General features: G+C 58.7%; 25 protein-coding genes. 10 read left to right on the top strand and 15 right to left on the bottom strand.

The features are described 5' to 3' along the window. The first annotated feature begins 59 nt into the window (after positions 1 to 59). The 3 genes from D0851_RS11965 (at position 60) to D0851_RS11975 (ending at position 2,942) form a co-directional block, all read left to right on the top strand. A complete protein-coding gene (locus D0851_RS11965) occupies positions 60 to 1,784 on the top strand; it encodes a potassium/proton antiporter (RefSeq protein WP_117618848.1) in 1,725 nt (574 codons plus the stop codon). 107 nt (positions 1,785 to 1,891) lie between these two features. Next, positions 1,892 to 2,455 carry a L,D-transpeptidase family protein gene (locus tag D0851_RS11970; protein WP_117618849.1) on the top strand — a complete coding sequence of 188 codons (564 nt, stop codon included), beginning with the start codon at positions 1,892 to 1,894 and terminating at the stop codon, positions 2,453 to 2,455. 205 nt (positions 2,456 to 2,660) lie between these two features. Next, on the top strand, positions 2,661 to 2,942 hold the full coding sequence (locus D0851_RS11975; RefSeq protein ID WP_117618850.1) for an Lpp/OprI family alanine-zipper lipoprotein: 282 nt from the start codon (positions 2,661 to 2,663) through the stop codon (positions 2,940 to 2,942). A 46-nt stretch (positions 2,943 to 2,988) separates the two neighbouring features. Here D0851_RS11975 and D0851_RS11980 read toward each other — a convergent pair whose 3' ends face one another. The 8 genes from D0851_RS11980 to D0851_RS12015 form a co-directional block, all read right to left on the bottom strand. Further along, positions 2,989 to 3,777, bottom strand: coding sequence for a slipin family protein (locus D0851_RS11980; protein WP_117618851.1), 789 nt, complete (start codon positions 3,775 to 3,777; stop codon positions 2,989 to 2,991). A gap of 39 nt (positions 3,778 to 3,816) precedes the next feature. Further along, on the bottom strand, positions 3,817 to 5,301 hold the full coding sequence (locus D0851_RS11985) for an NfeD family protein (protein WP_117618852.1): 1,485 nt from the start codon (positions 5,299 to 5,301) through the stop codon (positions 3,817 to 3,819). A gap of 26 nt (positions 5,302 to 5,327) precedes the next feature. Continuing rightward, entirely contained in the window at positions 5,328 to 6,080 is a 753-nt protein-coding gene (locus D0851_RS11990) for an SDR family oxidoreductase (RefSeq protein ID WP_205422187.1), read from the bottom strand. A gap of 55 nt (positions 6,081 to 6,135) precedes the next feature. Continuing rightward, the gene (locus tag D0851_RS11995) at positions 6,136 to 7,206 is read right to left on the bottom strand and encodes a L,D-transpeptidase family protein (protein WP_117618854.1); all 1,071 of its coding nucleotides are present in this window, start codon (positions 7,204 to 7,206) and stop codon (positions 6,136 to 6,138) included. Positions 7,207 to 7,266: 60 nt separating this feature from the next. Beyond that, entirely contained in the window at positions 7,267 to 7,536 is a 270-nt protein-coding gene (locus tag D0851_RS12000; protein WP_117618855.1) for a TMEM165/GDT1 family protein, read from the bottom strand. Beyond that, positions 7,518 to 8,909, bottom strand: a complete 1,392-nt coding sequence (locus tag D0851_RS12005) for an MDR family MFS transporter (protein WP_117618856.1) — start codon at positions 8,907 to 8,909, stop codon at positions 7,518 to 7,520. Before D0851_RS12005 ends, D0851_RS12000 begins: the two co-directional genes overlap by 19 nt. Positions 8,910 to 8,912: 3 nt before the next feature. After that, entirely contained in the window at positions 8,913 to 9,338 is a 426-nt protein-coding gene (locus D0851_RS12010) for a MarR family transcriptional regulator (protein WP_117618857.1), read from the bottom strand. Between the two features lie 160 nt (positions 9,339 to 9,498). Beyond that, positions 9,499 to 10,782 (bottom strand): MFS transporter, encoded by a 1,284-nt coding sequence (locus D0851_RS12015; protein ID WP_117618858.1) that lies wholly within the window; start codon positions 10,780 to 10,782, stop codon positions 9,499 to 9,501. 271 nt (positions 10,783 to 11,053) lie between these two features. Between D0851_RS12015 and D0851_RS12020 the strand changes: the two genes are divergently transcribed. From D0851_RS12020 to D0851_RS12030, 3 genes are all read left to right on the top strand, one after another. Beyond that, on the top strand, positions 11,054 to 11,956 hold the full coding sequence (locus D0851_RS12020) for a helix-turn-helix transcriptional regulator (protein WP_205422338.1): 903 nt from the start codon (positions 11,054 to 11,056) through the stop codon (positions 11,954 to 11,956). Positions 11,957 to 11,965: 9 nt separating this feature from the next. Next, positions 11,966 to 13,729: an ExeM/NucH family extracellular endonuclease gene (locus D0851_RS12025; protein ID WP_227539280.1), complete on the top strand. Its 1,764-nt coding sequence runs from the start codon at positions 11,966 to 11,968 to the stop codon at positions 13,727 to 13,729. Between the two features lie 179 nt (positions 13,730 to 13,908). After that, on the top strand, positions 13,909 to 14,982 hold the full coding sequence (locus D0851_RS12030; RefSeq protein WP_117618860.1) for an AraC family transcriptional regulator: 1,074 nt from the start codon (positions 13,909 to 13,911) through the stop codon (positions 14,980 to 14,982). Here D0851_RS12030 and queE read toward each other — a convergent pair whose 3' ends face one another. Further along, a complete protein-coding gene (gene queE, locus D0851_RS12035; protein WP_117618861.1) occupies positions 14,983 to 15,639 on the bottom strand; it encodes a 7-carboxy-7-deazaguanine synthase in 657 nt (218 codons plus the stop codon). Next, positions 15,639 to 16,304: a 7-cyano-7-deazaguanine synthase QueC gene (gene queC, locus D0851_RS12040; RefSeq protein WP_117618862.1), complete on the bottom strand. Its 666-nt coding sequence runs from the start codon at positions 16,302 to 16,304 to the stop codon at positions 15,639 to 15,641. The genes queE and queC overlap by 1 nt, the downstream gene beginning before the upstream one ends. Before the next feature lie 184 nt (positions 16,305 to 16,488). Between queC and D0851_RS12045 the strand changes: the two genes are divergently transcribed. Both D0851_RS12045 and D0851_RS12050 read left to right on the top strand, forming a co-directional pair. Beyond that, positions 16,489 to 17,022, top strand: coding sequence for a hypothetical protein (locus tag D0851_RS12045; RefSeq protein WP_117618863.1), 534 nt, complete (start codon positions 16,489 to 16,491; stop codon positions 17,020 to 17,022). Between the two features lie 517 nt (positions 17,023 to 17,539). After that, positions 17,540 to 17,812, top strand: a complete 273-nt coding sequence (locus D0851_RS12050) for a hypothetical protein (protein ID WP_117618864.1) — start codon at positions 17,540 to 17,542, stop codon at positions 17,810 to 17,812. A gap of 40 nt (positions 17,813 to 17,852) precedes the next feature. On the opposite strand, the gene D0851_RS12055 is transcribed toward D0851_RS12050, so the two are convergent. The 3 genes from D0851_RS12055 to D0851_RS12065 are packed head-to-tail and all read right to left on the bottom strand — an operon-like array spanning position 17,853 to position 22,355. Continuing rightward, positions 17,853 to 18,266: a response regulator gene (locus D0851_RS12055; protein WP_117618865.1), complete on the bottom strand. Its 414-nt coding sequence runs from the start codon at positions 18,264 to 18,266 to the stop codon at positions 17,853 to 17,855. Positions 18,267 to 18,278: 12 nt separating this feature from the next. Then, complete coding sequence (locus tag D0851_RS12060; RefSeq protein ID WP_117618866.1) at positions 18,279 to 18,836, bottom strand: hypothetical protein; 558 nt, start codon at positions 18,834 to 18,836, stop codon at positions 18,279 to 18,281. A gap of 33 nt (positions 18,837 to 18,869) precedes the next feature. Continuing rightward, the gene (locus D0851_RS12065; RefSeq protein WP_117618867.1) at positions 18,870 to 22,355 is read right to left on the bottom strand and encodes a response regulator; all 3,486 of its coding nucleotides are present in this window, start codon (positions 22,353 to 22,355) and stop codon (positions 18,870 to 18,872) included. A 175-nt stretch (positions 22,356 to 22,530) separates the two neighbouring features. Between D0851_RS12065 and D0851_RS12070 the strand changes: the two genes are divergently transcribed. Beyond that, positions 22,531 to 23,529 carry a hypothetical protein gene (locus tag D0851_RS12070; RefSeq protein WP_117618868.1) on the top strand — a complete coding sequence of 333 codons (999 nt, stop codon included), beginning with the start codon at positions 22,531 to 22,533 and terminating at the stop codon, positions 23,527 to 23,529. On the opposite strand, the gene D0851_RS12075 is transcribed toward D0851_RS12070, so the two are convergent. Both D0851_RS12075 and cadR read right to left on the bottom strand, forming a co-directional pair. Further along, positions 23,523 to 23,771, bottom strand: coding sequence for a hypothetical protein (locus D0851_RS12075; protein ID WP_117618869.1), 249 nt, complete (start codon positions 23,769 to 23,771; stop codon positions 23,523 to 23,525). The two genes, D0851_RS12070 and D0851_RS12075, sit on opposite strands and share 7 nt — an antisense overlap. A gap of 135 nt (positions 23,772 to 23,906) precedes the next feature. Further along, the gene (gene cadR / locus D0851_RS12080; RefSeq protein WP_117618870.1) at positions 23,907 to 24,314 is read right to left on the bottom strand and encodes a Cd(II)/Pb(II)-responsive transcriptional regulator; all 408 of its coding nucleotides are present in this window, start codon (positions 24,312 to 24,314) and stop codon (positions 23,907 to 23,909) included. 97 nt (positions 24,315 to 24,411) lie between these two features. Here cadR and D0851_RS12085 point away from each other — a divergent pair, with 97 nt between their 5' ends. Further along, entirely contained in the window at positions 24,412 to 25,308 is an 897-nt protein-coding gene (locus tag D0851_RS12085; protein WP_117618871.1) for a cation transporter, read from the top strand. Positions 25,309 to 25,332: the final 24 nt, after the last annotated feature.

Consider the following 25,332-nt stretch of genomic DNA (forward strand, 5'->3'; position numbering starts at 1 on the left):
CGCGTGAGCAATATAAGCGGTCAGCCCGGTTATGGGCAAGCATTCTGTCTGGAGAATAAATGGACCCCACCCTGACCCTGCTCGGTGCCCTGATGCTGGTCATCAGCATTGTGCTCAGCCCGCTTTCCAGCCGGGTGGGTATGCCTGTGCTGCTGATATTCCTGATCGTGGGCATGATGATGGGCGAGGACGGCCCGGGCGGAATCGAGTTCAATGATTTTGAACTGGCGTTCGTGATTGCCAACCTGGCCTTGGGCGTCATCCTGCTGGATGGCGGCATGCGTACCCGTTCAGAAACCTTTCGGGTAGGTCTGAAACCCGCCCTGGTACTGGCAACGCTGGGGGTGGCCATGACAGCCGCGGGCGCTGCCGTTGTCGCCTGGTGGGTATTTGACCTGCACTGGCTGACTGCGTTGCTGATCGGTGCCATCATTTCCTCCACCGATGCCGCCGCCGTTTTCTCCCTGCTTCAGGGCCGCGGCCTGCACCTGAATGAGCGGGTCAGCGCCACCCTGGAAATTGAATCCGGCAGCAACGATCCAATGGCCATTTTTCTGACCCTGATGCTGGTTACCCTGATTGGCAATACCGGCGACCAGGCCGGCTGGGCAGCGCTGACCATGCTGGTCAAACAGTTCGGAATTGGAGGTATAGCAGGCATTCTTGGCGGCTTTGCCGTAGTGGAGCTGGCCAACCGCATTCGCCTGACACCCTCTTTATATCCGCTGCTGGTGGCCGCTGCCGGCATTTCGGTATTTTCCGCCACCAACACCCTGGGAGGCAGTGGCTTCCTGGCGATTTACCTGACAGGTGTGGTGATCGGCAACCGCCATGTACGGATGATGCCGATGATCCTGCAGGTCCACGATGGCCTCGCCTGGCTGGCACAGCTTTGCCTGTTCCTGATGCTCGGCTTGCTGGTCAATCCGTCCGATCTGATTCCGCTGGCCGGTGGTGGCCTGGTGCTGGCACTCGCCCTGATCTTTGTCATTCGCCCACTCACGGTTATGCTCACGCTCTGGCCGTTTGCCTTTAACCGGCGGGAGCTGATTTTTATCAGCTGGGTTGGCCTGCGCGGGGCGGTTCCGATCGTCCTGGCCCTGTTCCCGATCATCGCGGACCTGCCGGAGGCGCAGCTGGTGTTCCACGCGGCCTTCTTCATTGTCCTTGTTTCCCTGCTGGTTCAGGGAACCACCATGGCGCCCCTGGCCCGTAAACTGCGCCTGGAGGTTCCTGCCGGAGAGGACCCCTATCGCCGGCTGCCCCTGGATGCCCCTGCGGCGGGTGATCACGAACTGATGCTGTTTCCCCTGCGCGGCAAGAGCTGGGAGACACCGCGCCGTCTGAGCCAGCTGCGATTTCCGGAAAACACGGCGGTGGCCGGTGTTTTCCGCAATCGGGTCTGCCTGCAACCAAAAGGGGATCTGGAAGTGGCCAGTGGCGATATGGTGGCGATGTTTGCCACGCCCGGCGTGTTGCCGGAGCTCGGTAAGGCACTCAGCGGCCGCCATGCCCCCAAATACCTTGCCGAGCGGGCATTCTTTGGTGATTTCGTTCTCAATGGCGATGCCCTGCTGGGGGACGTGGAGCAGGTCTACGGCATCGAGTTCGACGAACTGCCCCCGGAACTGTCCCTGGCCGAGTGCTTCACCAGACGGACCAAGGGGCACCCGGTTGTTGGGGATATCGTAACCCTTGGGCCGGTTACACTGGTTGCCAGGGCTACCAGTGCCGACCAGGTGACCAAGGTGGGTCTTAAAATGGACAGTTCACAAAACAGCTGAGGGACGACCCGGATAGCTAAAAAAGTTAACAAAACCCCTTAACAGATCGCTGACAGGCTATGGTATAAAACGCCTGTACAAAGATTAATCATTGGTAAGTTAACGATATGCTGGTTACTCGCGCTGCTTTCTACGCCTTGGTCCTGTTCTGGCTGGCAATGACACCTCAGGCTATGGCCACGGAGTTGCTGGCCAAAGCCGACCCCCGGATGCCTGCAGAAACCGCATACACCCCCGTCGATATTCAGGATGTCAGCAAGGTCGTGGTTCGCAAGGGTGAACGGCGCCTTTACCTCATGAGCGGGGATCAGGTGGTGCGCAGTTATCGCATTTCCCTGGGCGACAACCCGGAAGGCCATAAGCTGTATGAGGGTGACGAACGGACCCCGGAGGGCGACTACACCCTGGACTGGCGCAACGCCGAAAGCGATTTCTACAGATCCATCCACATTTCCTACCCCAGCGAGCGGGACCGGGAGCTGGCTTCTGCCTGGGGGCTGGATCCCGGTGGCAGCATCATGATTCACGGCTTGCCGAACGGCAAGGAAGACATGGCGTTTGCCTATCGCGGCCTGGACTGGACCGACGGCTGCATCGCCGTTACCAACGAAGAGATAGACGAAATCTGGCAACTCGTGTCCAACGGCACCCCGATCAGCATTCATCCCTGAAGAGAGTCTGGCAACAGCATTAAGTTGTTGTCATAAGCTAAGAATATTTACCTATCCTGAGTTAACATTTTACCTTACAGTGTTTTACACTGTTTAACGACTCCGGTAGTCATTGCCTATTGCACCTATCGGGCAGGTTGACAGGAAGTCGTCTATACTGACTTTCGGATCACAGGAAATAACTCGACCAATAAGGGGATTTACAATGCGTAAACTGACGATCGCCGGGCTTGCACTGGCCACTGTTCTGACTGCAGGCTGTGCCACGACGGATCAGGGTGCCGTCGACGAAGCAAATGCAACAGCAAGCTCCGCTGAGAGCACTGCTAAAAATGCACTGAGCACCGCGAACAGCGCTGCCGGCACTGCCCGCTCTGCCCAGCAGACTGCGCAAGAAGCACTGGCGGCAGCCAAGGCAGCTCAAAGGGCTGCTGACGAAGCCAACGAGCGTGCCAAGCGTATGCTCGAGCGCTCAAGCATGAAGTAAGGCTCACGCCGATGATGCTGAAAAGGCCGGGTTTTCCGGCCTTTTTTTATGCCTCGGCGTCCGGTTTTTCCGGAGTCACCGATTTGTTCTCCTTCAGGAACGTTGTCATCAATTCCATCGGCAGCGGAAACACGATGGTGGCCGTATTGGTATTACTCATGTCCGCCAGCGTCTGCAAGTACCGAAGCTGCATCGACCCCGAATTCGCTGACATCACATTCGCCGCTTCTACCAGTTTCTTCGACGCCTGCAATTCGCCTTCGGCGTGAATGACCTTGGCCCGCCGCTCACGCTCGGCCTCTGCCTGACGGGCGATAGCACGAATCATGGATTCGTTCAGGTCCACATGCTTGATTTCCACATTGGCCACCTTGATGCCCCACTCCTCCGTCTGGGAATCGATGATCTCCTGAATGTCCGAATTCAGCTTGTCCCGCTCCGAGAGCATTTCATCCAGATCATGCTTGCCCAGCACCGAACGCAGTGTCGTTTGCGCCAGCTGGCTGGTGGCCGAGTCGAAATTCTCAACCCGGATAATTGCTCGCTCCGGATCCACTACCCGATAATAGAGCACGGCATTTACCCGAACCGTGACGTTATCCTTGGAAATCACGTCCTGACTGGGCACATCCAGTACAATGACCCGCAGGTCAACCCGCACCATCTGTTGTATACCCGGGATTATGATGATCAGGCCCGGGCCTTTCACCCCCTGAAACCGGCCCAGAAAAAACACCACACCACGCTGATATTCCGGCAGTATCTTGATGGCCGAGCCGAGAATCAGTAATAACACCACGATAGGTGCAAGGTAAGGAATCAGTTCGCCAATCATACGGCCTCCTTGTTTTGCCGTTAGACTCTGTTTGCCGGATCAGCCGTTTTCCGGGATGACCCTGACGGTTACCGTTAAACCCTCGATTGCTGCAACACGGACCCGGTCGCCCTCTTTGACGGGCTCCTCGCTTATGGCATTCCACCGCTCACCGCTGAGTCTGACGTGCCCCCGGTAGTGACCATGTTCTCCGGAAAAATCGTCCAGCGACACGCCCTCCTCGTGGGTTAACTGCTCGGTGCCACTGACCGGAGACCTGCGGCGCAGACCAATGAACCGGGTGACCGTCCAGAGGATAAACCCGGCCGCAACCACGGCGGTGCCGCCGATGGTCGGCAGGGAAATATCCCGGTGACTGCCATCCATCAGGATCACCGATCCGGTGACGAAGGCGACGATCCCCCCGACACCCAGTATTCCGAAACTGGGTACGAAGGCCTCACCCACGATAAACGCCAACCCGAGCAGGATCAGCGCCAGACCGGCGTAATTCACCGACAGCACCTGGAAGGCGAAGAGTGCAAGAATCAGACTGATGGCGCCAATCACGCCGGGCACCACGGCACCGGGGTTGGCCAGTTCGAAAATAATGCCGTAGAAGCCAATGATCATCAGGAAATAGGCGACGTTCGGATCGGTGATCACGGACAGCAAGCGGGTGCGCCAGTCTGGCTGGGAGCGGACAATTTCAAGATTTGCGGTTGCCAGCGTCATGTCTCCCGACGCCATGGCAACCTGACGGCCGTCGACTTGCTGAAGCAGATCCCGGAGATTCGGAGAAACCACGTCTATGACGTTCTTCTCAAGCGCTTCGGCGGCACCAAGATTCACCGCTTCCCGCACCGCCTCTTCTGCCCAGTCGGCATTACGGCCGTGGCGCTCTGCGAGCCCGCGAATGTAACTGACGGCATCCTCCAGCACCTTGCGCTCCATGGCGGTGGTGCCACGACGTTTGTTGCTCTCTTCCCCGGCATTTTCTTCGGCAGCAGGCGACTCAGCTCCGGACTCAGCGCCCTCCCTGGCATCAGCGTCTTTGGGTGCGGGTTCACTGGCCGGCTCCTGACTTCCCGGCAGGCCGCCCATCTGCACCGGGGTTGCCGAGCCCAGGTTGGTTGCCGGTGCCATGGCGGCGATGTGACTGCCATACAGAATGTAGGTGCCGGCGCTGGCTGCCCGGGCGCCCTGGGGAGAAACATAGGTAGCCACGGGCACTTCGGAGGCAAGGATGACCTTGATGATGTCCCGCATGGAGTTCATCAGGCCGCCGGGTGTGTCCATTTCGATAATAACGAGGCCGGCGCCTTCGGACTCAGCCCGGCGGATGCCTCGGGTGACATAGTCCATGGTCGCGGGGCCGATGGCGCCCTCAACGGTGAGTACCAGGGCGATGCCGGACGACTTCTGCTGGGCAAAGACCTGGTGCGCCAGAGAAGCCAGTGCCAGAAGCACACCGGTCAACAGCACCAGGGCCCAGAGCCGCAGACGGGCGGGATTCTGTGATCGCATGGCACGGTGTACCTGCATGAGGCCTCCCCGGATGCGGAAGAAATTCAGAATATTCGGGCGAGCACCGAAACCGGCAGACGCCGAAGCAAAAATCCGATCGGAGTCCAGGGCCAGGTGGGCACAAAACACTCGTCCTTACCCGACTCAATCGCCTTGACCATGGCCCTGCATCCTGTTTTTGCATCAACAATAAAGGGCGTGTTGCGGACCTTCTCGTTGATCTCGGTTCGAATATACCCTGGGTACAGTGTAGTCACTTTTATCGGGGATTTCGCTTTCGCAAGGTCCACGCGCAAACCCTCGGACAGAGCCGCAATACCAGCCTTGGTTGCCGCGTAGGTGGTAACATTCCCTGGCAGGCCCCGCACGGCTGTTACTGAAGATACGGTGACCAGATGGCCCCGGTTCTGTTCCCGGAAGAGCTCCATGGCCGCTTCCATCTGGGCGAGGGCCGCCACGAAATTGGTCTCCGCCGTCTGCCGGTTGGCATCGAACTTGCCGGTGCCCAATGGCTGCCCCTTACCGATTCCGGCGTTGACAATAATCCGCTCCAGGCTACCGAACTCGTCACGAAACGCCCTGAATACCGAAAACACCTGATCATGATCGTTCACATCCAGAGCCCGAAGACTCACCATGATGCCTGGGTACTCCCGGCCGAGTTCCTCCCTGAGGTTCTCCAGGCGATCGGTGCGCCGGGCGCACAGGGCCAGATTGTCGCCGCGGGCCGCGAATTCGCGTGCCATGCCTTCCCCCAGGCCGGAACTGGCGCCGGTAATCAGAATGGTTTGACTCATGGACACTCCCGGTTTTTCATTATTGTGAGGAATTGGACTGGCCGCAAGCTCCCCCTCAGAAGTAAAGCCGCTGTTCCGGTTCGCTCTCGGATTCGGGCGTTTTCTCGTCAACGGTCCTGTCCGCAGCCATCCGGGTAACCCGTTCACCAATCATGGTGGGCAGGCCATCGGCCTGATCCACGGCAAGCTCAATGGCGCTGCGCTTCACCTCTACCCCCGGATGGCTTGCCCGGAAAGACTCAACTTCGGCAAATACCTGCTGCCACAAACGGTCCCGGTCCTCACTATTGTAGTCCTCATGGGGGCGGTGCACTTCGAGCCAGACCTCGCCATCGGAAAACCCGATCTTGACGGCATCATGCACTACCTGAACCGGCGTGCCCTTTTCAACCTGGTAAACGAACCTTGAAATGTCTTCGTTATACATCCGGAAACAACCGTGGCTGACGGGCATACCCACACCAAACTTTTTGTTGGTGCCGTGAATCAGATAACCCTTCTCACTCAGCAACAGGGCATGAGTACCCAGGGGATTCCCCGGACCAGGGGGAATCATTCGGGGCAGATAATCACCAGATGCCTCGTACTCGGCCCGGATACTGGCCGGCGGATACCAGGCAGGGGATTCCAGGGGCATGGTCACTTCCGCATCGGTCAGGGGTGAGGGATTTTCCGCGGTACCAACTCCGACCGGGTAAACCTGCACGCCCTGGTCGGTAAAATAATAGAGGCGATATTCGGCCAGATTAATGACAATCCCCTCACGCCGGGCATCCGGCAAAACGTACCGGCGCGGCAGGGTAATGGTGGTGCCTTCGCCGGGCAGCCAGGGGTCAACGCCGGGGTTGGCCTTCACCAGCTCCAGATACCCCATAGCCAAGCGGTTACCAATAGCCGCAAAGGTATCCTCGTAACTGGTTTCATAGACTCCCAACTGTCCCGCCAGGTCACCCTGGACCGGGAAGGTCGGAACACGGGGGCTTCGGTCCGGCGCTTCCGGGCTTTCGGGATCGCCGGCATTCTCTCCACCCTGTGCAGACACACCTTCTGCAGGTTCCGCAGCCTGAAGTGCCGGTAGCATCAGGAACTGCGCCAGGAAAAACACCACTAGAGATCTCAACCACATAAACAAAGTTCCGAAAGCATCAGGGGCACCCCGGTAGTGACAGCAGGTACCTTCAGGAGTTCACGTGCAGGAGTTCACGTAGGTCGCCCATACCGTGACTACAGCAAGCACAATAAACAGAACGCCCGCACCAGTTCGCGCTGTGGCCAGGGGCAACCGTTCCGTCAGCCAACGCCCCGTCATAATAACCGGTATGCTGGCCAGCAGCATCCCCACCGTGACTCCCGGGATAACCCAGCGGGTCTTGCTGACACGAGCAGCGAGCACAACCGTCGCCACCTGGGTCTTGTCATCGGTTTCCGCTATGGCAACTAAACCCGCATCCGCCATACCGGTATCGCCGCAACCGCCACAAACACCGCCACCAGCCACCAGGCCGAATGGAAGGCGTTGACCGTGGGCATGCCCGCACTGTGTTCACCAAACTCAATGGTCAGCGCCACCAAGTTGACGCCGAAGGCGCCGCCCAGCTGTCGCATGAAATTGAGAGTACTGGAACCGGCACCCAGCTCCTGCGGTTCCAGCGGATTCAGGGCACCCGTTGACAGTGCCGGAAGCATAAAGCCGATACCGATCCGGCCCAGCACTGCCCATAGGGCCAGCCAGCCAAAGGCCAGATCCAGATCCGAAAGGGCGAACAGCGCCGCCGACAAGGCAAATACTGCAATGCCGAAGATAACCAGCTTGCGGGCGCTCTGCTTGTCCGCCAGACGGCCCGCCAGGGGGAAGATCATGCCCAGGACAATGCCGGCCGGCAACATCAGCAACCCGGCTTCTGTCGCCGTGAACCCCAGGGCGGTCTGTACAAACAGGGGAATCAGGTAGGTGGATCCGAACAGGGCAAGGCCCAGTGCCATAGCACCCAGACAGGCATAGAGAAAGGCCGGCTTGCGCAACAGGCTAATGTTCACCAACGGGTGCCGGATGCGCCGCTCCCGGAAGATGAAGAGCGACAGGGTTGCTATCGCCAGCAGTGCCTCAGCCATAAGCCATGCCTGCTGTCCGTCCGCCTGCTGCAGCCTGTTCAGGGTGTCGAGTGACAGTGCGATGGTAAATCCGAGCAACGCCAGGCCGGGAAGATCAAAGGGGTAGGGAGCCGGCCGCGACACTGGCAGAGGCAGAAAGCGCCATGCCATCAGGACACCCACAAGCGTCACCGGAGCCGGGGCAAACATCACGTATCGCCAGCTCAGCTGATCAACCAGAAAGCCGCCCAGTACCGGACCCAGAGCCGGCGCCAGGATCACGCCCATGCCATAGATGCCCATGGCCTGACCACGCCGGTTCCGGGGAAAAATACGGAACACCAGGTACATCCCCATGGGTTGCATCAGACCGGCCATGGCGCCCTGACCAATCCGCGCGACAATCAACTGCTCCGGCGAGCTGGCAAACCCACCGGCAAGGGAAATCAGCGTGAACAGGAACATGGCCGTGGCCAGGGTTTTTCGAACCCCGAAATGATCCAGCAACCAGGAAGAGGCGAGCATGGTGGTGGTCATGGCGGCGATGAATCCGGTTGCCAGCCAGTGCACCTGGCCCTGACGGATACCGAACTCCACCATGATGTCGTGAAGCGCCACGTTGACCACAGTGGCGCTGAGAACAGTGGCCATGGTGCCCGTAACCACCGTAGCCAGTGCCAGCCAACGCCAGCGATCCCCGTAGCGGGCCTTCAGGCCCTCAACCGAGTTATCAGCCAAGGATTACTTCTGCTTTTCAGCGTTTTCCAGGATTTTGTGGAAAACCTCGACGGTACACTCGATCTCTTCGTCGCTGATGCCCTCAAGCATTTCCTCCCGAAGTACCTCGGCTCGCCCGGAAAGCTCATCCATAAAGGCACGGCCAGCGCCCGTCAGGTGCAGGCGGCGGGCCCGGCGATCGTTCGGGCAGGGCCGGCGTTCAATCAGCCCCTGCTGTTCCAGGCTGTCCAGCAGCCGAACCAGGGTCGGATTCTCGATAGCCATGAGGCTGGCCAGTTCACGCTGGGTCAGGCCTTCACCGCCCTTCTCCAGATACACCATGGTGCTCCACCGTGCCTGGGTTACGCCAAGATCCTTCAGGCGCTCATCCAGCATTTTTCTCCAGCGGCGGGTAACCCGGGCTACCGCAAAAGGAAACTGCTCTCTCATTTGTCGTCACTCCGTTCAAAAAGGGACAAGGTCAAGCCTTCAGAAAGACCGGCAATAAGCCAATAAGCCACATATCGGAAAGTTACCAATAGTATGCTAATCATTGAAATAAAAACAGATGTGGAAGTAAAAACAAAATCGGGGAAAACCGAGAGCTGCGTCAGCCGGCCTGACGCAGCTCGTCCTGCATCTCATCGACTTCAGGAGACTGGTGGAACTCGCTATTCCGTGGATCCAGCTCGGTAAGCACCGGAGACGTTTCCGGCATGGCCGGCACAAAGTGCTCCTGATCTTTCACCGCAACATCCTCGGTATGACTGATCCGATAGCTGGTGATAACCGCCAGCACCAGAAGGAAGCCGGCATTGCCCAGAAACAGCCCTTTCGGCCCAAGCAGATTGATCAGTTCGGCCATGGCGACCGGCCCGATGACACTGCCAACACCGTAGCTGAGCAACAGCGTGGCGCTGGTAGCAACAATGCGGGTACTCTCCATGCGGTCATTGGTGATGGCCACCGCAATCGGATACAGGGTGGCAGACAGGCCGGTAAACAAGCCCACCAGCAGGGTCAGCAACCAAGGGTTAGACGCCCCCAGAACCCCGATACCGCCAGCCGCGGAGGCGGCAAACACAGCCACCCAGAACATCACCCGACGACGGTCAAACCGGTCACAGAGCCGGCCCAGTGGCCAGGCCAGTATCATCGCGGCCACGATGGCACTGGCCATGAAGGTGGACGTCCTGGCAACGTCCAGCCCGACCATCGTGGCATAAACCGGGCCGAGGGCATAAAAGCCGCCAATCATGATGCCACAGACCAAAGCACCGGCGACGCCGGTGAAGGACTCACGGGCCAGCGTAAAGATGGAGATACGCTGAACCTGTTCAATCACCGGTGCTTCCATACGGGTCATCGCCAGCGGAACCAGGGCCAGCGTCAGCAGAATCGCAGCAATCGAGAACGGCATGAAGTTGGCCGGGTCGCCGATATTGACGATTAGCTGGCCACCGGCGGCCGAGAGGTAAAATACTATCTGGTAAACGGCAAACAGCGCGCCCCGGTTGGCGTTGGTTGCCCGGCTGGAAAACCAGCTCTCGATAACAACCAGAACCCCGGCAATGCTGAAACCGGAAAGCACTCGCAGTGCCGCCCAGAAAATCTCGGAAATGGCCATCGGATAGAGCAGGGAAGTCACGGCAGCAATCGCAGCCAGCACCGCAAAGGCACGGATGTGGCCAACACGACCTATAATCCGGTGGACGTAAAGGGTGCCAAGCACAAAACCGATGGAGTAACAGACCAGAATCCAGCCGATAATATCTGGCGATATGGCCTCAATGCTGAGGCGGATACCCAACAGGGTCATCAGGAACGCATTACCGCTGACCAGCAGAATGATACTCAGAATCAGGGCAGACAGGGAGGCGACCATTCGGGTCATTACAGCAGCTCCGGGCGTTACAGGATGTTTTCGGGGTGATGGAACTCAAAGTAGCAGCAAGCACCGGACCTTGCCGGCTACGTATTAGATCAGGAGCCTGAAGTAAAACCACTAAGCACTTCCCGAAACCTGTTAACTCTGTCACAAAATCCTGCAAAGGCCGCTATATTGCTGTTTAACAGAGTTTTACATTAATGTGCCGTAACAGACCCTGCGTGTCGGAGCGGGTAACATGAAATCAAGCTATTCATTGGATCACGAGCGCCTGGTTATGAAAAAAACGGACTGGCCCATCCGCTGGGATCTGCTGCTTCGCTACCGACTGATTGAAACCATTGCCCTGTGGGAAGGTCGACTGACCACCAACCACATCTGCCACAGCTTTGGCATTGGTCGTCAGCAAGCATCCAAGGACATCAATACCTACCTGCGTGAGCTGGCACCCGGCAATCTGGTTTATGATCGCCATCTGAAGGGCTATGTGCCAGCCGCGAAATTTCGGCCGGTGGTTACCCGGGGACTGGTGAACGAGTATCTGGACCTGCTTGCCCGCCAGCAGAGCCTGAGTAGCACCTTCAAGTCCCTGAACATCGGCCTGCCCGACAGTACGGTTGTCCAGGGCCCCAACCGGGTGATTGCGCCTGAAACCATGCGGACGGTGGTCGCGGCAACGCGGCAAGGCCGACAATTGCGGGCCAGCTACGCGTCCCTGAGCCGGCCTGAAGCCGTGGAAAGCATCCTTGAACCACACACCCTGGTTTGTGCCGGCAACAGCTGGCACCTGAGGGCCTGGTGCGATTCAAACCGGGAATTCCGCGACTTCGCCCTGAGCCGCTTCCGCACCTCCCCGGAAGCTCTGAGACCACGGGCAAAACACACTCGCGAGCAGGACGACGACTGGAACCGCGAAGTCACCCTGGTGGTAACACCGGATCAGCGCCTGACCGAGGCCCAGCAACAGATTATCGCCAGGGATTACGGCATGGAACGTGGCCGGCTGGAGATCGATACCCGCGCTGCGCTCGCACCCTACGTGCTGTCACGCCTGGGGATTACCTTCGATAACCAGCACCCGGACCCTCTGGTACAACAGCTTGAACTGGCCAACCCGGATCAGCTTGGTTTCGGCAGCAAACGCGAGCAGGCGCTCAAAGCCGTCGCCGGCCTCTGCTAGACTCCCGGTGTGAGCTCCAAAACCCGGTTTCTTCCCTTCCTCAGTTTTCTGGTTCTGCCGTTGCTGCCAATGGCAACAACGGCAGAACCAGGCTGTGGTGAACCGGCCACAGCTATTTCTGCTGTCCAGGGCGATGGCCTTGCCTCTGCCCTCACCGGCCAGACGGTGACGGTGGAGGGCATTCTTACCCTGGACTCCCGCTCAAAAGGCGGGTTCGGCGGCTTCTATCTTCAGCAGGCAGACCACCAGACCGACAACAACCCGGCCACTTCTGAAGCGATTTTCGTCTATACCAATCGGAATACCGGAAAACCCGGCATGCGTCTGCGAGTAACCGGCAAGGTCAGGGAATTCCACGGACTGACCGAACTGGTCGCCGTACAGAACCTCCGGATATGCGGCCAGGAAGCGCAGCCAGAGCCGGTCATCATTGAGCTGCCCTGGTCCAGGGACCCCGAGAGCCTGGAAAACATGAGGGTGACCTTCCGCTACCCCCTGACAGTGGTGGATAACTACAACCTCGCGAAATACGGCGAACTGGCATTGGCGGCATCGGATCAGGTCCAGCCCACCGAGTACCTGGCCCCCGGGCAACAGGCGCACCGGCTGTCCGCCAGCCACCGGCAGAACCGGGTGTTGCTGGATGACAACCGCTCCCAACGGGACCCCAGGCCGGTCCCCTGGCCGCCAACCGGCCTGTCGCCATCAGCCACCGTGCGGGCCGGTGATCAGATCGACCAACTCGCCGGCATCCTCGATTTCCGCTTTGATGCCTGGCGAATCCAGCCGGGGCAAGAGCCCCGCTTCGTCGTGACCAACCCGCGCAAAAAGGCGCCCCCACGTCTGCCAGGCGATGCTGTGCGGGTGATGGCCCTGAATCTCGGAAACTTCTTCAACGGAAATGGCCAGGGCGCTGGCTTTCCCACCCCGCGAGGCGCTGAAACCAGGGCTGAGTTCCGCCAACAGCGACAGCGTCTGATCCAGACTCTTCAGGCGCCAGACCCGGACATCCTGGCGGTTGCCGAACTGGAAAATGACGGTTATGGCGCCGCCAGCACAATCGCCGGGCTGGCCCGTTTTCTCGGGAGTCCATGGGAATTTGTCAGCACCCCGGGTAACGACGGTGGCGACGAAATCCGTACCGCCTTGCTATACCGCCGCGACCGGATAACACCAATCGGTTTACCCGAACGCCTGACCGAAGGTGTCTTTCGATCCGGAGGCCGCCCCCCTCTGGCACAGGATTTTCGCCGTGTTGACGGTGAGCAGACAGTCAGGGTTGTTGTCCCTCACCTGAAATCGAAATCCTGCCGGGGCGCCGTGGGCGAAGATCAGGATCAATCCGACGGGCAGGGTTGCTATACCAGCCGGCGGGTTGCCGAAGCCAGGGCCCTGGCCAACTGGCCCGGTGCCTTTTCCCGGGACACCCGATCCGCCGGAACCCTGATTGTCGGCGACCTCAACAGTTACGCCCGTGAACAGCCGCTTTCCGTTCTGACCAGGGCCGGCTTTACCAGCATGGTGCACCAGTTCCACCCCTGCACTCGCGCGACCTGCCCCCACTACACCTATCGTTACAAGGGTGAGAAAGGCACCCTGGATTACGCCCTGGCCTCCAAAAGCCTCCGACCACTGGTACTCCAGGCACAGACCTGGCTGATCAATGCCGATGAGCCCCGGGCGCTCGGCTATCAGGGCATTTCCCAATCCGATCAGCAAGGGCCCTGGCGATCCTCCGACCACAACCCGGTGATTATCGACCTCAGGCTCTGAGAACTGTCCGCCCGGTCAACGCTACCGATTGCCCGTCCGCCGGACCAGACCGGCAGTTGGCCTTTCGGGCCATTTTAATCCGTCAGCGAAGTCATGGGGGAATGCATCGAGAGTCGCCATAATCGGACACGCTATGCGATCCGCTAAATAACAACAACAGAACCCGACGAGGAAACCCCATGCGCGCCTCAGTATCAACGGCACAGGATCTTGGCATGCCGGCCATTTACCTGCACCTTCTGGCCGAACTGCTGAACACCATTGGTGTTGATGAGCAGGACCTTCTGCTCCGGGTCGGGCTGGACCCGGCCAGGCTGAAATCCACTGAACTCCGGGTCAGCCAGACCCAAGCCAGCGAGTTTGTCACCCGGGCCATCATCGAAAGCGGAGAGCCGGGACTCGGCATCATGCTCGCCCGGAAACTGAAGCTTCCGCTCCATGGTGCCCTGGGTACCGCCGTCATGAGCAGTCGCACCCTGGGTGACGCCATGGAGCTGATGACCCGGTACCTCACCCTGCGGGTACCTCACCTCCAGATCAGCAAACGCGAAAACGCCAACCTCGTCTGGTACATCGTGACCTGCGATATCGATCTCGGGCCGCTGCACGGCTTCATTATGGATGCCATGCTGTTCGGCTGCGTGTCCATGGGAGCCCAGTTGACCGGATCGGTCGTTGACGGCTTGCGGATCCTTCGACGGTGCCCGGAACCCGCTTATTTTCAGCGGTTTCGCTCACAGATACCGGTACCGGTGGAGTTTGGTGCCACCGACAACGCCCTGGTGATTCCCGTCTCCCGGCTGAGCCTGCCGGTGCGGTTCACCGACGACCAGCTGGCTGCTTCCTCCCGGGCCCAATGCGAAGAGGCGTTACGGCAGCTGACCGAGGACGCCGGATTCGCCTGTCGGGTACGGCGGGTTATTGAAACCAGCCATCCCTTTCCACCGAAACTCGCCCGGGTTGCCGGCACCCTGTTTATCTCCGAACGGACACTCAAGCGCCGGTTGCAGGAGGAAGAGGCCAGCTTTCAGCAGCTGGTGGATCAGGTCCGCCTGGAGCGGGCGGGCGACCTGCTACGAAACACCACCATGAACCTGAGCCAGATTGCCGATGCCCTGGGTTACGCCGATGCCGCCAATTTCACCCGGGCCTTCAAGCGCTGGACCAATACCAGCCCAAGCCATTACCGAAACGCTTCGAGGGCACCTGGCTCCGTGCCAGCGCCAACAGACCGGATACTGACAGCCGGGTAGTCAGTCGATACCGATGATCTTGTGCATTTGCAGGGTCAGACGCCATTGCGGGTGGGCCAGACAGTAATCCGTGGCAAGGCGGGTATTGCTTTGCCTGACGCCGTCAACACCACCTTCCGGCGCTGACGGCGATGCCATCGGGGAAAGAAAATAGTGACTGGCCCGAATGTGCAGGAACCGCTCCGGCGTGGCCAGAGGCTGCGGATACACCAGTTTCAGCTCGTCACAGGTTTCGATAACCACCGGCGCATCCGCCTTCGGGCTGACACACAGCCAGTCAATGCCAGCGGGGGCCGGCAGGGTGCCGTTGGTTTCCACACCGACTTCGAAACCCTCCCGGTGGAACGCCTCGATCGCGGCCGTGTCCAGTTGCAACAAGGGTTCACCGCCGGTACAAACCACATAGGGTTTACCGGGCGCATCCGGCCAGAGGCTGCGAATGTGCCCGGCCAGGGCTTCCGGTGAGTCAAACCGGCCACCGTTCTGGCCATCGGTGCCAACAAAATCCGTGTCACAGAAATGACAGACCGCACTGGCGCGGTCTTTCTCCCGACCGGTCCAAAGGTTGCACTTGCTGAACCGGCAGAAGACAGCGGCCCGGCCGGCCTGGGCGCCTTCACCCTGCAAGGTATAAAAGGCTTCCTTGACCCGGTACATCAGCAGTTATCCTCGTACTCGATTGGATCTGTAACACCATTGGCAGCAAACGCCTCAAGCCGCTCCACACAGGAGCCACAGCGGCCACAGGCGCGCTCGCGACCGTTGTAGCAGGTCCAGGTCTGTGCATAATCCAGCCCCAGACGGAGGCCTTCGGCCAGGATCCGGCCCTTATCCATAGCCATGAAGGGCGCTTCGATGCCCACCGGCTCATAGTTGGCCACACGGCACACCGCGTCCATCCTTGCCACAAATTCAGGGCGGCAATCCGGGTAGATGGCATGATCACCACCATGGGCACCGTACCATACAGCCCTGGCACCCACCGTTACCGCGTATCCGGTGGCCAGGGACAGCAGGATCATGTTGCGGTTGGGCACCACGGTGGCCTTCATGCTGTCTTCTTGATAGTGACCTTCGGGCACCTCGAGTTCCGAGGTCAGCGCCGAGCCGGCCATCACCTCGCTCATGGCCCGGATATCAATCACCTTGTGGGGAATGTCGTGGGCTTCACACACTGAACGGGCACACTCCAGTTCGCGGACGTGTCGCTGCCCGTAATCGAAAGACAGGGCATGAACCCGGTAACCACGATTTCTGGCCAGGTGTAGCAGCGTGTAGGAGTCCATACCTCCGGAATAGATTACAACCACGGTGTCAGTCATTCGGGCTCCCCGTATGGTGCGATTCGAGTTCGGCTGGTTTACTGTCGGGCCCGTTCCTGTTGCTGTCATCGGGCTTTTACAATGAATGGACATATTGTAACAGTGCAGGCTCAGGTTGGGTTCGCGTCTCGGGTTCGGGGCGGGTAAACTCGGCTAAAAACAACTCATCATCTACACTGATCCCATGACTACTATCCGCCCGGCATTTATCGATTTCGAGGCATCCAGTCTTGATCTGATCGCAAGCTACCCGATTGAGGTAGGCATCTGTATGCCGGACGGCACCCTGCACAGTTGGCTGATCTGTCCCTACGTTCTGTGGCGAGACTGGTCGGAGAGCGCTGAACAGATTCACGGCATTTCTCGCCAGACGCTTGAAGCAGAGGGCATTGCGGCCAGTGAAGTGGCTCGGGCCCTGAATGAGCTGCTACCGGAACAGGTATTTTGCGATGCCTGGACCTTCGACAGTTTCTGGCTGCACCGGTTATTCAGGGCAGCCCGTATCAGGCCCACCTTCCAGCTTGAGTCTATCTCGGCGCTGCTGAACTCGCAGCAGCTACGGCAGTGGTCCGCCATGCGCCAGCAGGTGATTTCAGAACTCGGCTTACCAGTACACCGGGCGGCCAATGACGCCCTGATCCTCCACAAAACCTGGGAACGGATCGCCCTGCCAGAAGACTCCACGATGCCACTGGCCGGCCACAGCCGCCAGGCCTGATCATTTATCGCCAGAGATGGGTCGGAAATCTGTACGAAAAATCTGTACGAACTAGTGGCTACGAGGTTTCCACTACGTTTTCACTAGGTAAAAAAACGCAGCCATAAAGGCTGCGTAGAAAGGAGAGATCCACCAACTGCCTGGCGCGGCAGGCAGCCGGGATTGCACAACGTAAAACACGTGACGCTGGGAATTATGCCAACCGCCCATGGCGCCGTCTGTAGGGGTTTGCCGAAGATGCCGGCCTATTGCAAACGGCCCGTTAGCCTATACACTGGTAGTCGAACCGAAACACAAGAGCCGGTATGACCAGAATGATTCCACAACTCATTGCTTACTACACAGCCGCAGGTTGCCATGCAGGGCAGTCTGTTCGCGCGATGGTGAACGACATCTGACGGCTTTCGGTCAGTCCCGGGAGCCTCTGTAGCGACCGGGTCAGCTTCTCCGCAAAACCCCGGTCGCCCTCGGCACCGGGGTTTTGTTTTTGCAGCCGCAAAACGACAAGGAGAACATCATGAAAAGACATCCGACAACACGAGCAGCGAACCAGCCCATGAACAATCGCCAGGGCCCGATCAAGCGTCCGGAAAAGCTGCCACTGCTGGATGCGATCTGCAAAAAACTGAATCAGCGGATCAATCTGGATGACGAGCAGCGGGTGCTGGGTGTGTATGAACGTGGCTGGATATTCAAGGGCGTTCTGGGCAATCTGGACGATGCCGAGGCCCGTTACGTCAGGGCACTGGCTAATCGCTATAACTCCTGGATTGCGCGTCAGGTCGCCTGACCGCCCTCTTCAGGGTTGGAACGTACAGGGCCTGAACCGGTCAATGGCGCCGGTTCAGGCCCTGTATCATGGCCATGTCTTCTCCGTGGACCATGGCGTAGTTGTTCACCACATCATGAATCTTTTCCTGGGAGTAGGGCTTCACCACATAACCGTTGGCGCCAGCACTGATGGCCCGCTGGATGCTTTCAATGGAATCATCGGCTGTCACCAGCACGATATGCTGCTGCTCCCGGCTGCGCTTGAACTCCAACATCAGCTCGTGGCCATCGCCGTCAGGCAGGCCCAGATCCAGCAGAATGATCTGAAACTCCTGGGCTTCAAAAGCCGCCCTGGCTGAGCCCGCATCCACACATTCGGCTACCTGCGTTGCCCCGGCCTTGTAGAGCATCTCCACCAGCCGCTCTCTCATCACCGGCTCGTCTTCTACTACCAACACTCTCAGATCTGTCATGGGTTGCTCCTGTCATACTGTTGGGTCGTTGCCCGTGCGCCGGGGCAGATCCAGTGGCGCAGGGCGGGGCTGGTCCGGCTCCCTGAGATCCGAGCTGGCCGATACCTCCTGCGGCCCGGTCAGTGATTCCTCCATACCAAATCGGGTCAGGATATTGCTGATGCTCACCGCCGTGGTGTACAGGGAGATGGCGATGATCAGGAGGATCGGCTGAACAAAGGTGACAAAGCCGGGCACATCGGAACTTCCCAGTATACTCAATATCAGAATGATTGCCGGGCCCAGCACCACAAACAGGGTCAGCGCGATAAAGAAAACGATGCGTTCCTTGTAGCGCCCCAGGTCCCGGTTGGTAACCAGCCCAAGCACAAACTTGCCAATGGCAAGACCGGCCAGAATGGCCGCCGCAATACTCAGATCCGGCCGGAGCAGGGTTTCGTAGAGCCGGCCTTCCCACAGCCGCTGCATACCAATGACCAGAAAGGGAAACAGGACGAACAGGATGTCCGCATAGGTCCCGTACATCATGCTGAGGGAATGGTGCTCTCGACGTTCCGGCAGTTCACTCATTGCGTTGCTCCTGTTGGTTGTTCACGGGTCGAATCAGCCCGGGGCCTCCGAAGCCGTCAGGGCGCGGTCTATCATTTCACCGAGACCTTCCAGTTCGCTGCGAACCCGATCCCAGTCCGGGTCAGTGGCTTTCAGAAGGTCTTCAAGCCTGCCCGCCTGGCGGGTCATCAGAGGATAGCCCATTGCCCCTGCTGTTCCCTTAATCTGATGGGCTTCCGTTCTTAAGACTTCCCGATCGCCATGGGCCAGCGCCTCTTCCATCCTATGCCGGCGATCCGCCAGACTGTCAAGAAACCGGGCTGCCAGGCCGGCAACCTCGGCCTCCTCACCGGCCTCCGTAACGGAGGCCGGGCTGGCAACCAGCAGTCGTTCCAGCAACGATCGGAGATGCGACTGATCAATAGGCTTGTTCAAAACCCCATCACAACCGGCATCAAGCAGAGCATCCGTTTCCTGCTGATCGCCGGCGGTAAAGGCAATCACCGGCCGCCGGAACCCCGCCTGGCGGAGCAGCGCGGTGGCGGCAACGCCATCCATGCCAGGCATATGGCGATCCATCAGGACCAGATGGATCGTGTCTGAAAGCGCCGTCCGGACCGCTTCATCCCCACTGGTAACGGCCACCACGTCCACCCCTTCACGGCGCAGCATACGCTCCACCAGCTGACGGTTTTCCTCGTTGTCTTCCGCCACCAGCACCTTGCCCTGATAACGCCGCGCGGGCCGTTGCGCACTGTCCGGGCTGACCACAAGATACTTGGCCAGGGTTTCGAAAAACCGCTGTTTGTCAATGGGCTTGGCCAGATGCTCATTACAGCCCGCCAGCCGGTAATCGGCAATATCCTCAGACATCACATTGGCAGTGAGGGCAATAACCGGCGTATTCACGCCGGCTTCGCGCAGCGCCGCAGTCGCATCCCGACCATTCATGACCGGCATCTGGATATCCATAAGAATCAGATCGAAAGGTTCACGAATGGCCAGCTCCAGTGCTTCGGCGCCATTGCCCACATGCACCAGCTCTGCCCCGGTGCGAGACACCAGCAGGGACACCAGACGCCGGTTAACGTCGTTGTCTTCGGCACACAGGATTCGGCCAGAGAGTCGCGGCGCCACCACCATGGGTATGGCTCTGCGACGCTGACTCAGCTCCGAGGCATCCCGCAGGAAATGCACCTGCTCCAATGACCCGGTACGGATCGAAAGCTCAAACTCACTGCCCTCGCCATAGGTACTGTCTACCCGGATACTGCCCCCTAACATTTCCGCCAGACGTCGGGAGATGCTAAGCCCCAACCCGGTTCCACCGTATTGTCTGGAAATGGCGGCACTACCCTGGGCGAAGGGATCAAACAGCCGGCCCAACTGCTCCGGCTTCATGCCGATACCGGTATCGACAATCCGGGCCACCAGTAGCTCCTGATCGCGATCGCATCGTACGACCAGGGAAATCGAGCCTTTTTCGGTGAATTTCAGGGCATTTCCACACAGATTTATAATGATCTGGCGCAACCGGGTCGGGTCCGTCTGGATTTGTTCCGGTAACGGGTATTCACAGATAATGCTGAAATCGAGGCCCTTTTCCCGGGCCCGGGGCGCAAAAAAAGCCCGGATTTCATCCAGCAGTTCCGGCAGGTTGACCGAGACGATATCCACGTCCAGTTTGTTGGCATCGATTTTCGAGTGATCAAGAATATCGTTGACCAGTTCTAGCAGATGGCGCCCGCTGCGCACCACTGTCTCGGCACTGCTTCGTTTCTCCGGCTCGCCCAGGTCCGGGTCAAGCAGGGTTTCGCCATAACCGATGATCGCTGCCAGCGGCGTGCGGATTTCATGGCTCATGTTGGCCAGGAACTGGCTTTTCGCCTCGGCCGAATTGCGGGCCAGCTCCTTCTCCAGACGCTCCTGCTCTCGTTCCCGTTCGATGCGCTGCCGGTTATGGCTCTCCGTGGCATCGATGCAGGTTCCCTCCAGGTGCGTCGGTTCGCCATCGGCGTCGTACACCGTATGCAATGAAATGGTGGCCCAGCGCTCATCGCCGTCCCGGGTCAGGTACCGGGCTTCGATACCCTTCACCGTGCCCCTGGACTCCAGCTGTTCGACCACCAGTTGGCGCAGGCGGGCATCGGCAATGCAGGTTTCCAGCACGTCCGGGTTGTGTTTGAGCAGCTCCCGGCTGCTGCTATAGCCCAGCAACCTGGCCATCGCCGGGTTAGCCGTGACAAAGCGCCGGTCCGGGGACATCTGGAACACCCCCTCAATGGCATTGTCAAACAGCGACTGGTAGCGCTGCAGATTCGACAAGGCCCGCTGGCTCCAGCCCAGGGCTTCGCCCTGGACCTGCTTGATCCGGTCCGCCAGCGCAAACGAAAAGAGTATGATCTGGGCGGTCAGACCGAACTGGGGTGAATAGCTGGTGAAGGTGTTCAGGGGCAGCAGGCCCATTACCGTAAAGGCATAGATCCCGAAGCCAACAAGCGCCAGGGTCCAGGCAAAGAAGTAGGAACGGGCCGCCGGGTTGTAATAGCGCCAGGACAGGTAACTGACCACGATCATGATCAGGCTCAGCAGGATCGAGCCGACAACAATCCATTCCATTGCTACGTGATAGGGCAGGAACAGCGACAGTACAAACGTGGTGACCACGGCGTAGAGACAAAGCCGGATGACCTGATCAAGATCCGCTGATCGCTCCCGGGTTTCCAGCAGCGACCGGGCCATCAGCAGGCCCCAGAACCAGGTCAGAGTGATCTGGAAGTGCAGAAACTGCTTGTTGAACAGGGCAGGCCGGCTCTCCAGTAACTGGATACCGTGGACCTGTTCGGTGAAAATAAAGACGGTCGCTGACACCAGATAGAGCACGTAATAGATGTTACTGCGCTCACGAACCGAAACGGCGACAAAAAGGTTATAGGCCAGAATCGCCAGCACCGCTCCCAGCAGGATACCCCGGACCAGTTCATCCACCGATACCTTTTCAATGTAGCTGTCGGGGTGCCACAGGCTGATGGGCAACCGGAAGGTATTGGTGTTGATGACCCGCAGGTAAACCCGGTTCAGGGTATCGGGCGCCAGGGACAGCCGGAAGGTCGGGTTGGGCACCGCCAGGTCCCTCTCCGCCCAGTTATCCTGGTAGCCGGCCCGTCGCTGCTCAACCAGGGTGCCGTCGCGAACCATGAACAGGGCGACTTCATCCACCAGGGGCAGGGCCAACTCCAGAATCCAGTCGGTCTGGTCCGGGTTATTGTCCGGGCGCAGATCAAGGCGTACCCAGTAGGCGGATTCCGTGTAGCCAAAGTTCAGCACGCCGCCGTCGTGACGGGTGAACGCGCCAGACTCAAGTTTGCGGACCTCATCCAGAGTCAGGGTCTGGCCCGGGTCCTCCAGGTACCAGATACAGCCCCCCAGATCCCGGATACTCTCGACCCCCGCACTCAGGATAATCTCGCCATCACGGCAGGGCCCGGCCGCACCGGCCGACGCCGGCATCGTGATGGTGGCCAGGAACAGCAGCACCATTAACGAACGCGTCACCGCTGGGAGCGCCAATGTAAGCCGTTGCCGCAAAATGTGATCTCCGCGAGGGTAGATACCGGTTTTATGTTTTATTGTCAGTAGCCGCACAGGGGCATTCGCCCCGCGGTCATTCACTTTAGCCGTTTACACCGTTTTTCGCATCCCGGGGCCTCCTGAAATGAGACATTCTTACCTGTTCGCCGCAACTTCCATTGTGACCCTGGTTCTGGCAGGGTGCGACCCGGACACCTCCGGTGGTGGCTATCTGAACCCTGCAACCGACGTAGACCTGCCGTTGGAAACCTTCCGGCTGAGAGACACTGAAGGGCTGGACTCGGTTCTGCAATACACAATCTTCCAGGACCTCTACCGGGGCATGGAGCCGGCAACCGGGGGCAACGATAACGGAAGCGCCATGGCGATTCGAAATCATCTGGATAACTTCCTGGGTACAGAGCCGGATTCCGGAGGGTCCGATTACATCAGCTTGCGCAACCCTCTCGACCTCATCAATGAGGTGATTCGCTCAGGCCAGGTGGATAACTTCAATGAGGGGCGTCGCCTGATGCGGGACAGCATTGAAAGGGACGAAGCCGCAAGCTTTAACACTCCGGCCAACGACGCACTGATCCGGTTCACCGAAACTGGAAGCGAGGACAGCGCCTCACAAGCCGACAGCACCTGGATCTACGTGATGCTGGACTGGACTTACAACCCTGCGATGAAGAAAGTGTTTCGTGCCAGCCAGTTTGTTGCCAGGCAACCGGCCGAGGATGACGAGAACCCGGCAGAAGTAGCCAGCGCGGCCTGGAGCGGCCGATTCAGCTCGAATACGTTTGGCACCACCGGATTCAACCAACCGGAATTTTCCGCCACAAGTTATACCGGTCGCACCCTTGGCAATGTGGAGCTTCTTCAGGAATTCATGGAAACCCAACGCGATACCCTGACACTCACTAACGCCTCAGGAATTGTCATTAACGGGGACGAGCCGGATTGCGTGAAAGTCATAATAAATTACGGGGAGACGCGGGCCCGGGTTTTTACCTCGAAAGACGAACCCGCCATGCTGGAAGAGGGAGACGCAAGAACGCGCAATCCGCAGCATTGCGGAAACCAACGGAGTGGAGATGAAGCTTTTATCTACACTACGATCAACGTCGAAGATCGTCAGTGACCCTCTTCGCGCAGATCCCAGTTCCGCAGAAAACCCTTTTTCCGGTCGATCATCCGCTCATAGGTGGAAATCATGATCGCCGCGTGCGGGGCTTTAACTAAACGAAGCGTTTCAATCCGGCGCTCAAGGCGCTCTACTTCCGAACGCACCTGCTGATGCACATGATTGCGAACACTGTCATGATGATCCAGCCTGACCTCGCGGGAGACAGACTGGTGGCTGGGTAGTGTGGGTTTGTCCATTCGGCCTCTCGTCCATTGAGTCGTGATAGATCCTTTTCCCATTTCGTAAGTCTGCACAACTGTCAGACAAAGCGCAATGAAAATGAATAGAGTTTCATTTTTAGGGTGATCGGATTATCTGGTTGATACATCAACCTACTGCTGGTGCATGCTTCCCTCGCTAATTCCAGCAAGAACCCCACACGCCTCAACTTCCCGGTCATCGTTGCAACTCGCTCTCAGTGAAACGAGTTGCTTCTCAAGCGCTTGCAGAGCGGTTATCTGCGACCGCACATGAGAGATGTGATCATCGAGCAAGGCGTTGACGGCAGTACAAGGCTGATGAGGGTCGTCCTGATAGCTCTGTAGTTCGTGAATCTCAGCCAATGAGAGGTCCAGGATTCTGCAGCGACGGATGAAGGCCAGCCGCTCACTATGCTTCTCGGTATAGACACGGTAACCGTTTTCCTGCCGATCAGGCGGCGGTAACAAGCCCTGCTGTTCATAGAAGCGGATCGTCTGTGTATCGACCCCTACTAACCGTGCCAACTGACCAATGCGCATCAGACTCCTCCTCAACGGATTCTCTCCGCTTTGTTGACCTTATAGTGGCTATATGGTTTTAAATGATAACCCAATAATGTTCAAGTGGAGTCGTATCATGAGCAAAACCTGTGGAGACGCCTGTGGCTGCGATGCAACGCCCCCAGCGGATACCGATATGCGGGACTCCTCCGAAGCATCGGGGAAATGGGTCAGCGTTTATGCCGTGCCGAAGATGGACTGTCCATCAGAAGAACGAATGATTCGCCTGGCCCTGAACGGCTTTGAAGATATTCGGACGCTGTCGTTCGACCTGTCGAACCGTCGGTTGGAGGTCGTGCACGACGGCGAGGTCGAGCCCATCACCGCGAAACTGACGACCTTGAGGCTAGGAGCCTCGCTTCAGGAAACTGTTGCTGCCGATCCGGAGACAATCAAGGCCGCCGAGTCCTCGGCAGCCTCTGCTACGCAAGAGTCCGGCACCCTGCGTTGGTTGCTCGGCATCAATGCAGTCCTGTTCGTGGTGGAAATGACTGCCGGTCTGATTGCCCAGTCCACCGGCCTGATTGGCGAGTCCCTGGACAATTTTGCCGATGCGGCAGTGTACGGGCTCGCCCTTTATGCCGTTGGGCATAGCGTGAAAATGCAGGTACGTGCCGCGCATCTTGCTGGTGTACTCCAACTGATCTTGGCTGTTGGCGTACTCGCAGAGGTGGTGAGACGCTTTTTATTCGGTAGTGAACCCGAATCGCTGATGATGATGGCTATCGCATTCGTCGCATTGATTGCCAATACCATTTGTCTGCTGCTGATATCCAAACACCGAGAGGGCGGGGCGCACATGAAGGCAAGCTGGATATTCTCGGCTAATGACGTGGTAATCAACGTGGGCGTCATCGCCGCTGGCGCCCTGGTCGCGTGGACCGGATCCAATTATCCGGATCTGATAATTGGTACCATCGCGGGGGTTGTCGTGCTTAACGGTGCCAGGCGTATTCTGGCGCTCAAGGGTTAAATAATGTCCATTATTGGCAAAAAT

The sequence above is a fragment of the Marinobacter sp. Arc7-DN-1 genome (genome assembly GCF_003441595.1).
GTDB lineage: Bacteria > Pseudomonadota > Gammaproteobacteria > Pseudomonadales > Oleiphilaceae > Marinobacter > Marinobacter metalliresistant.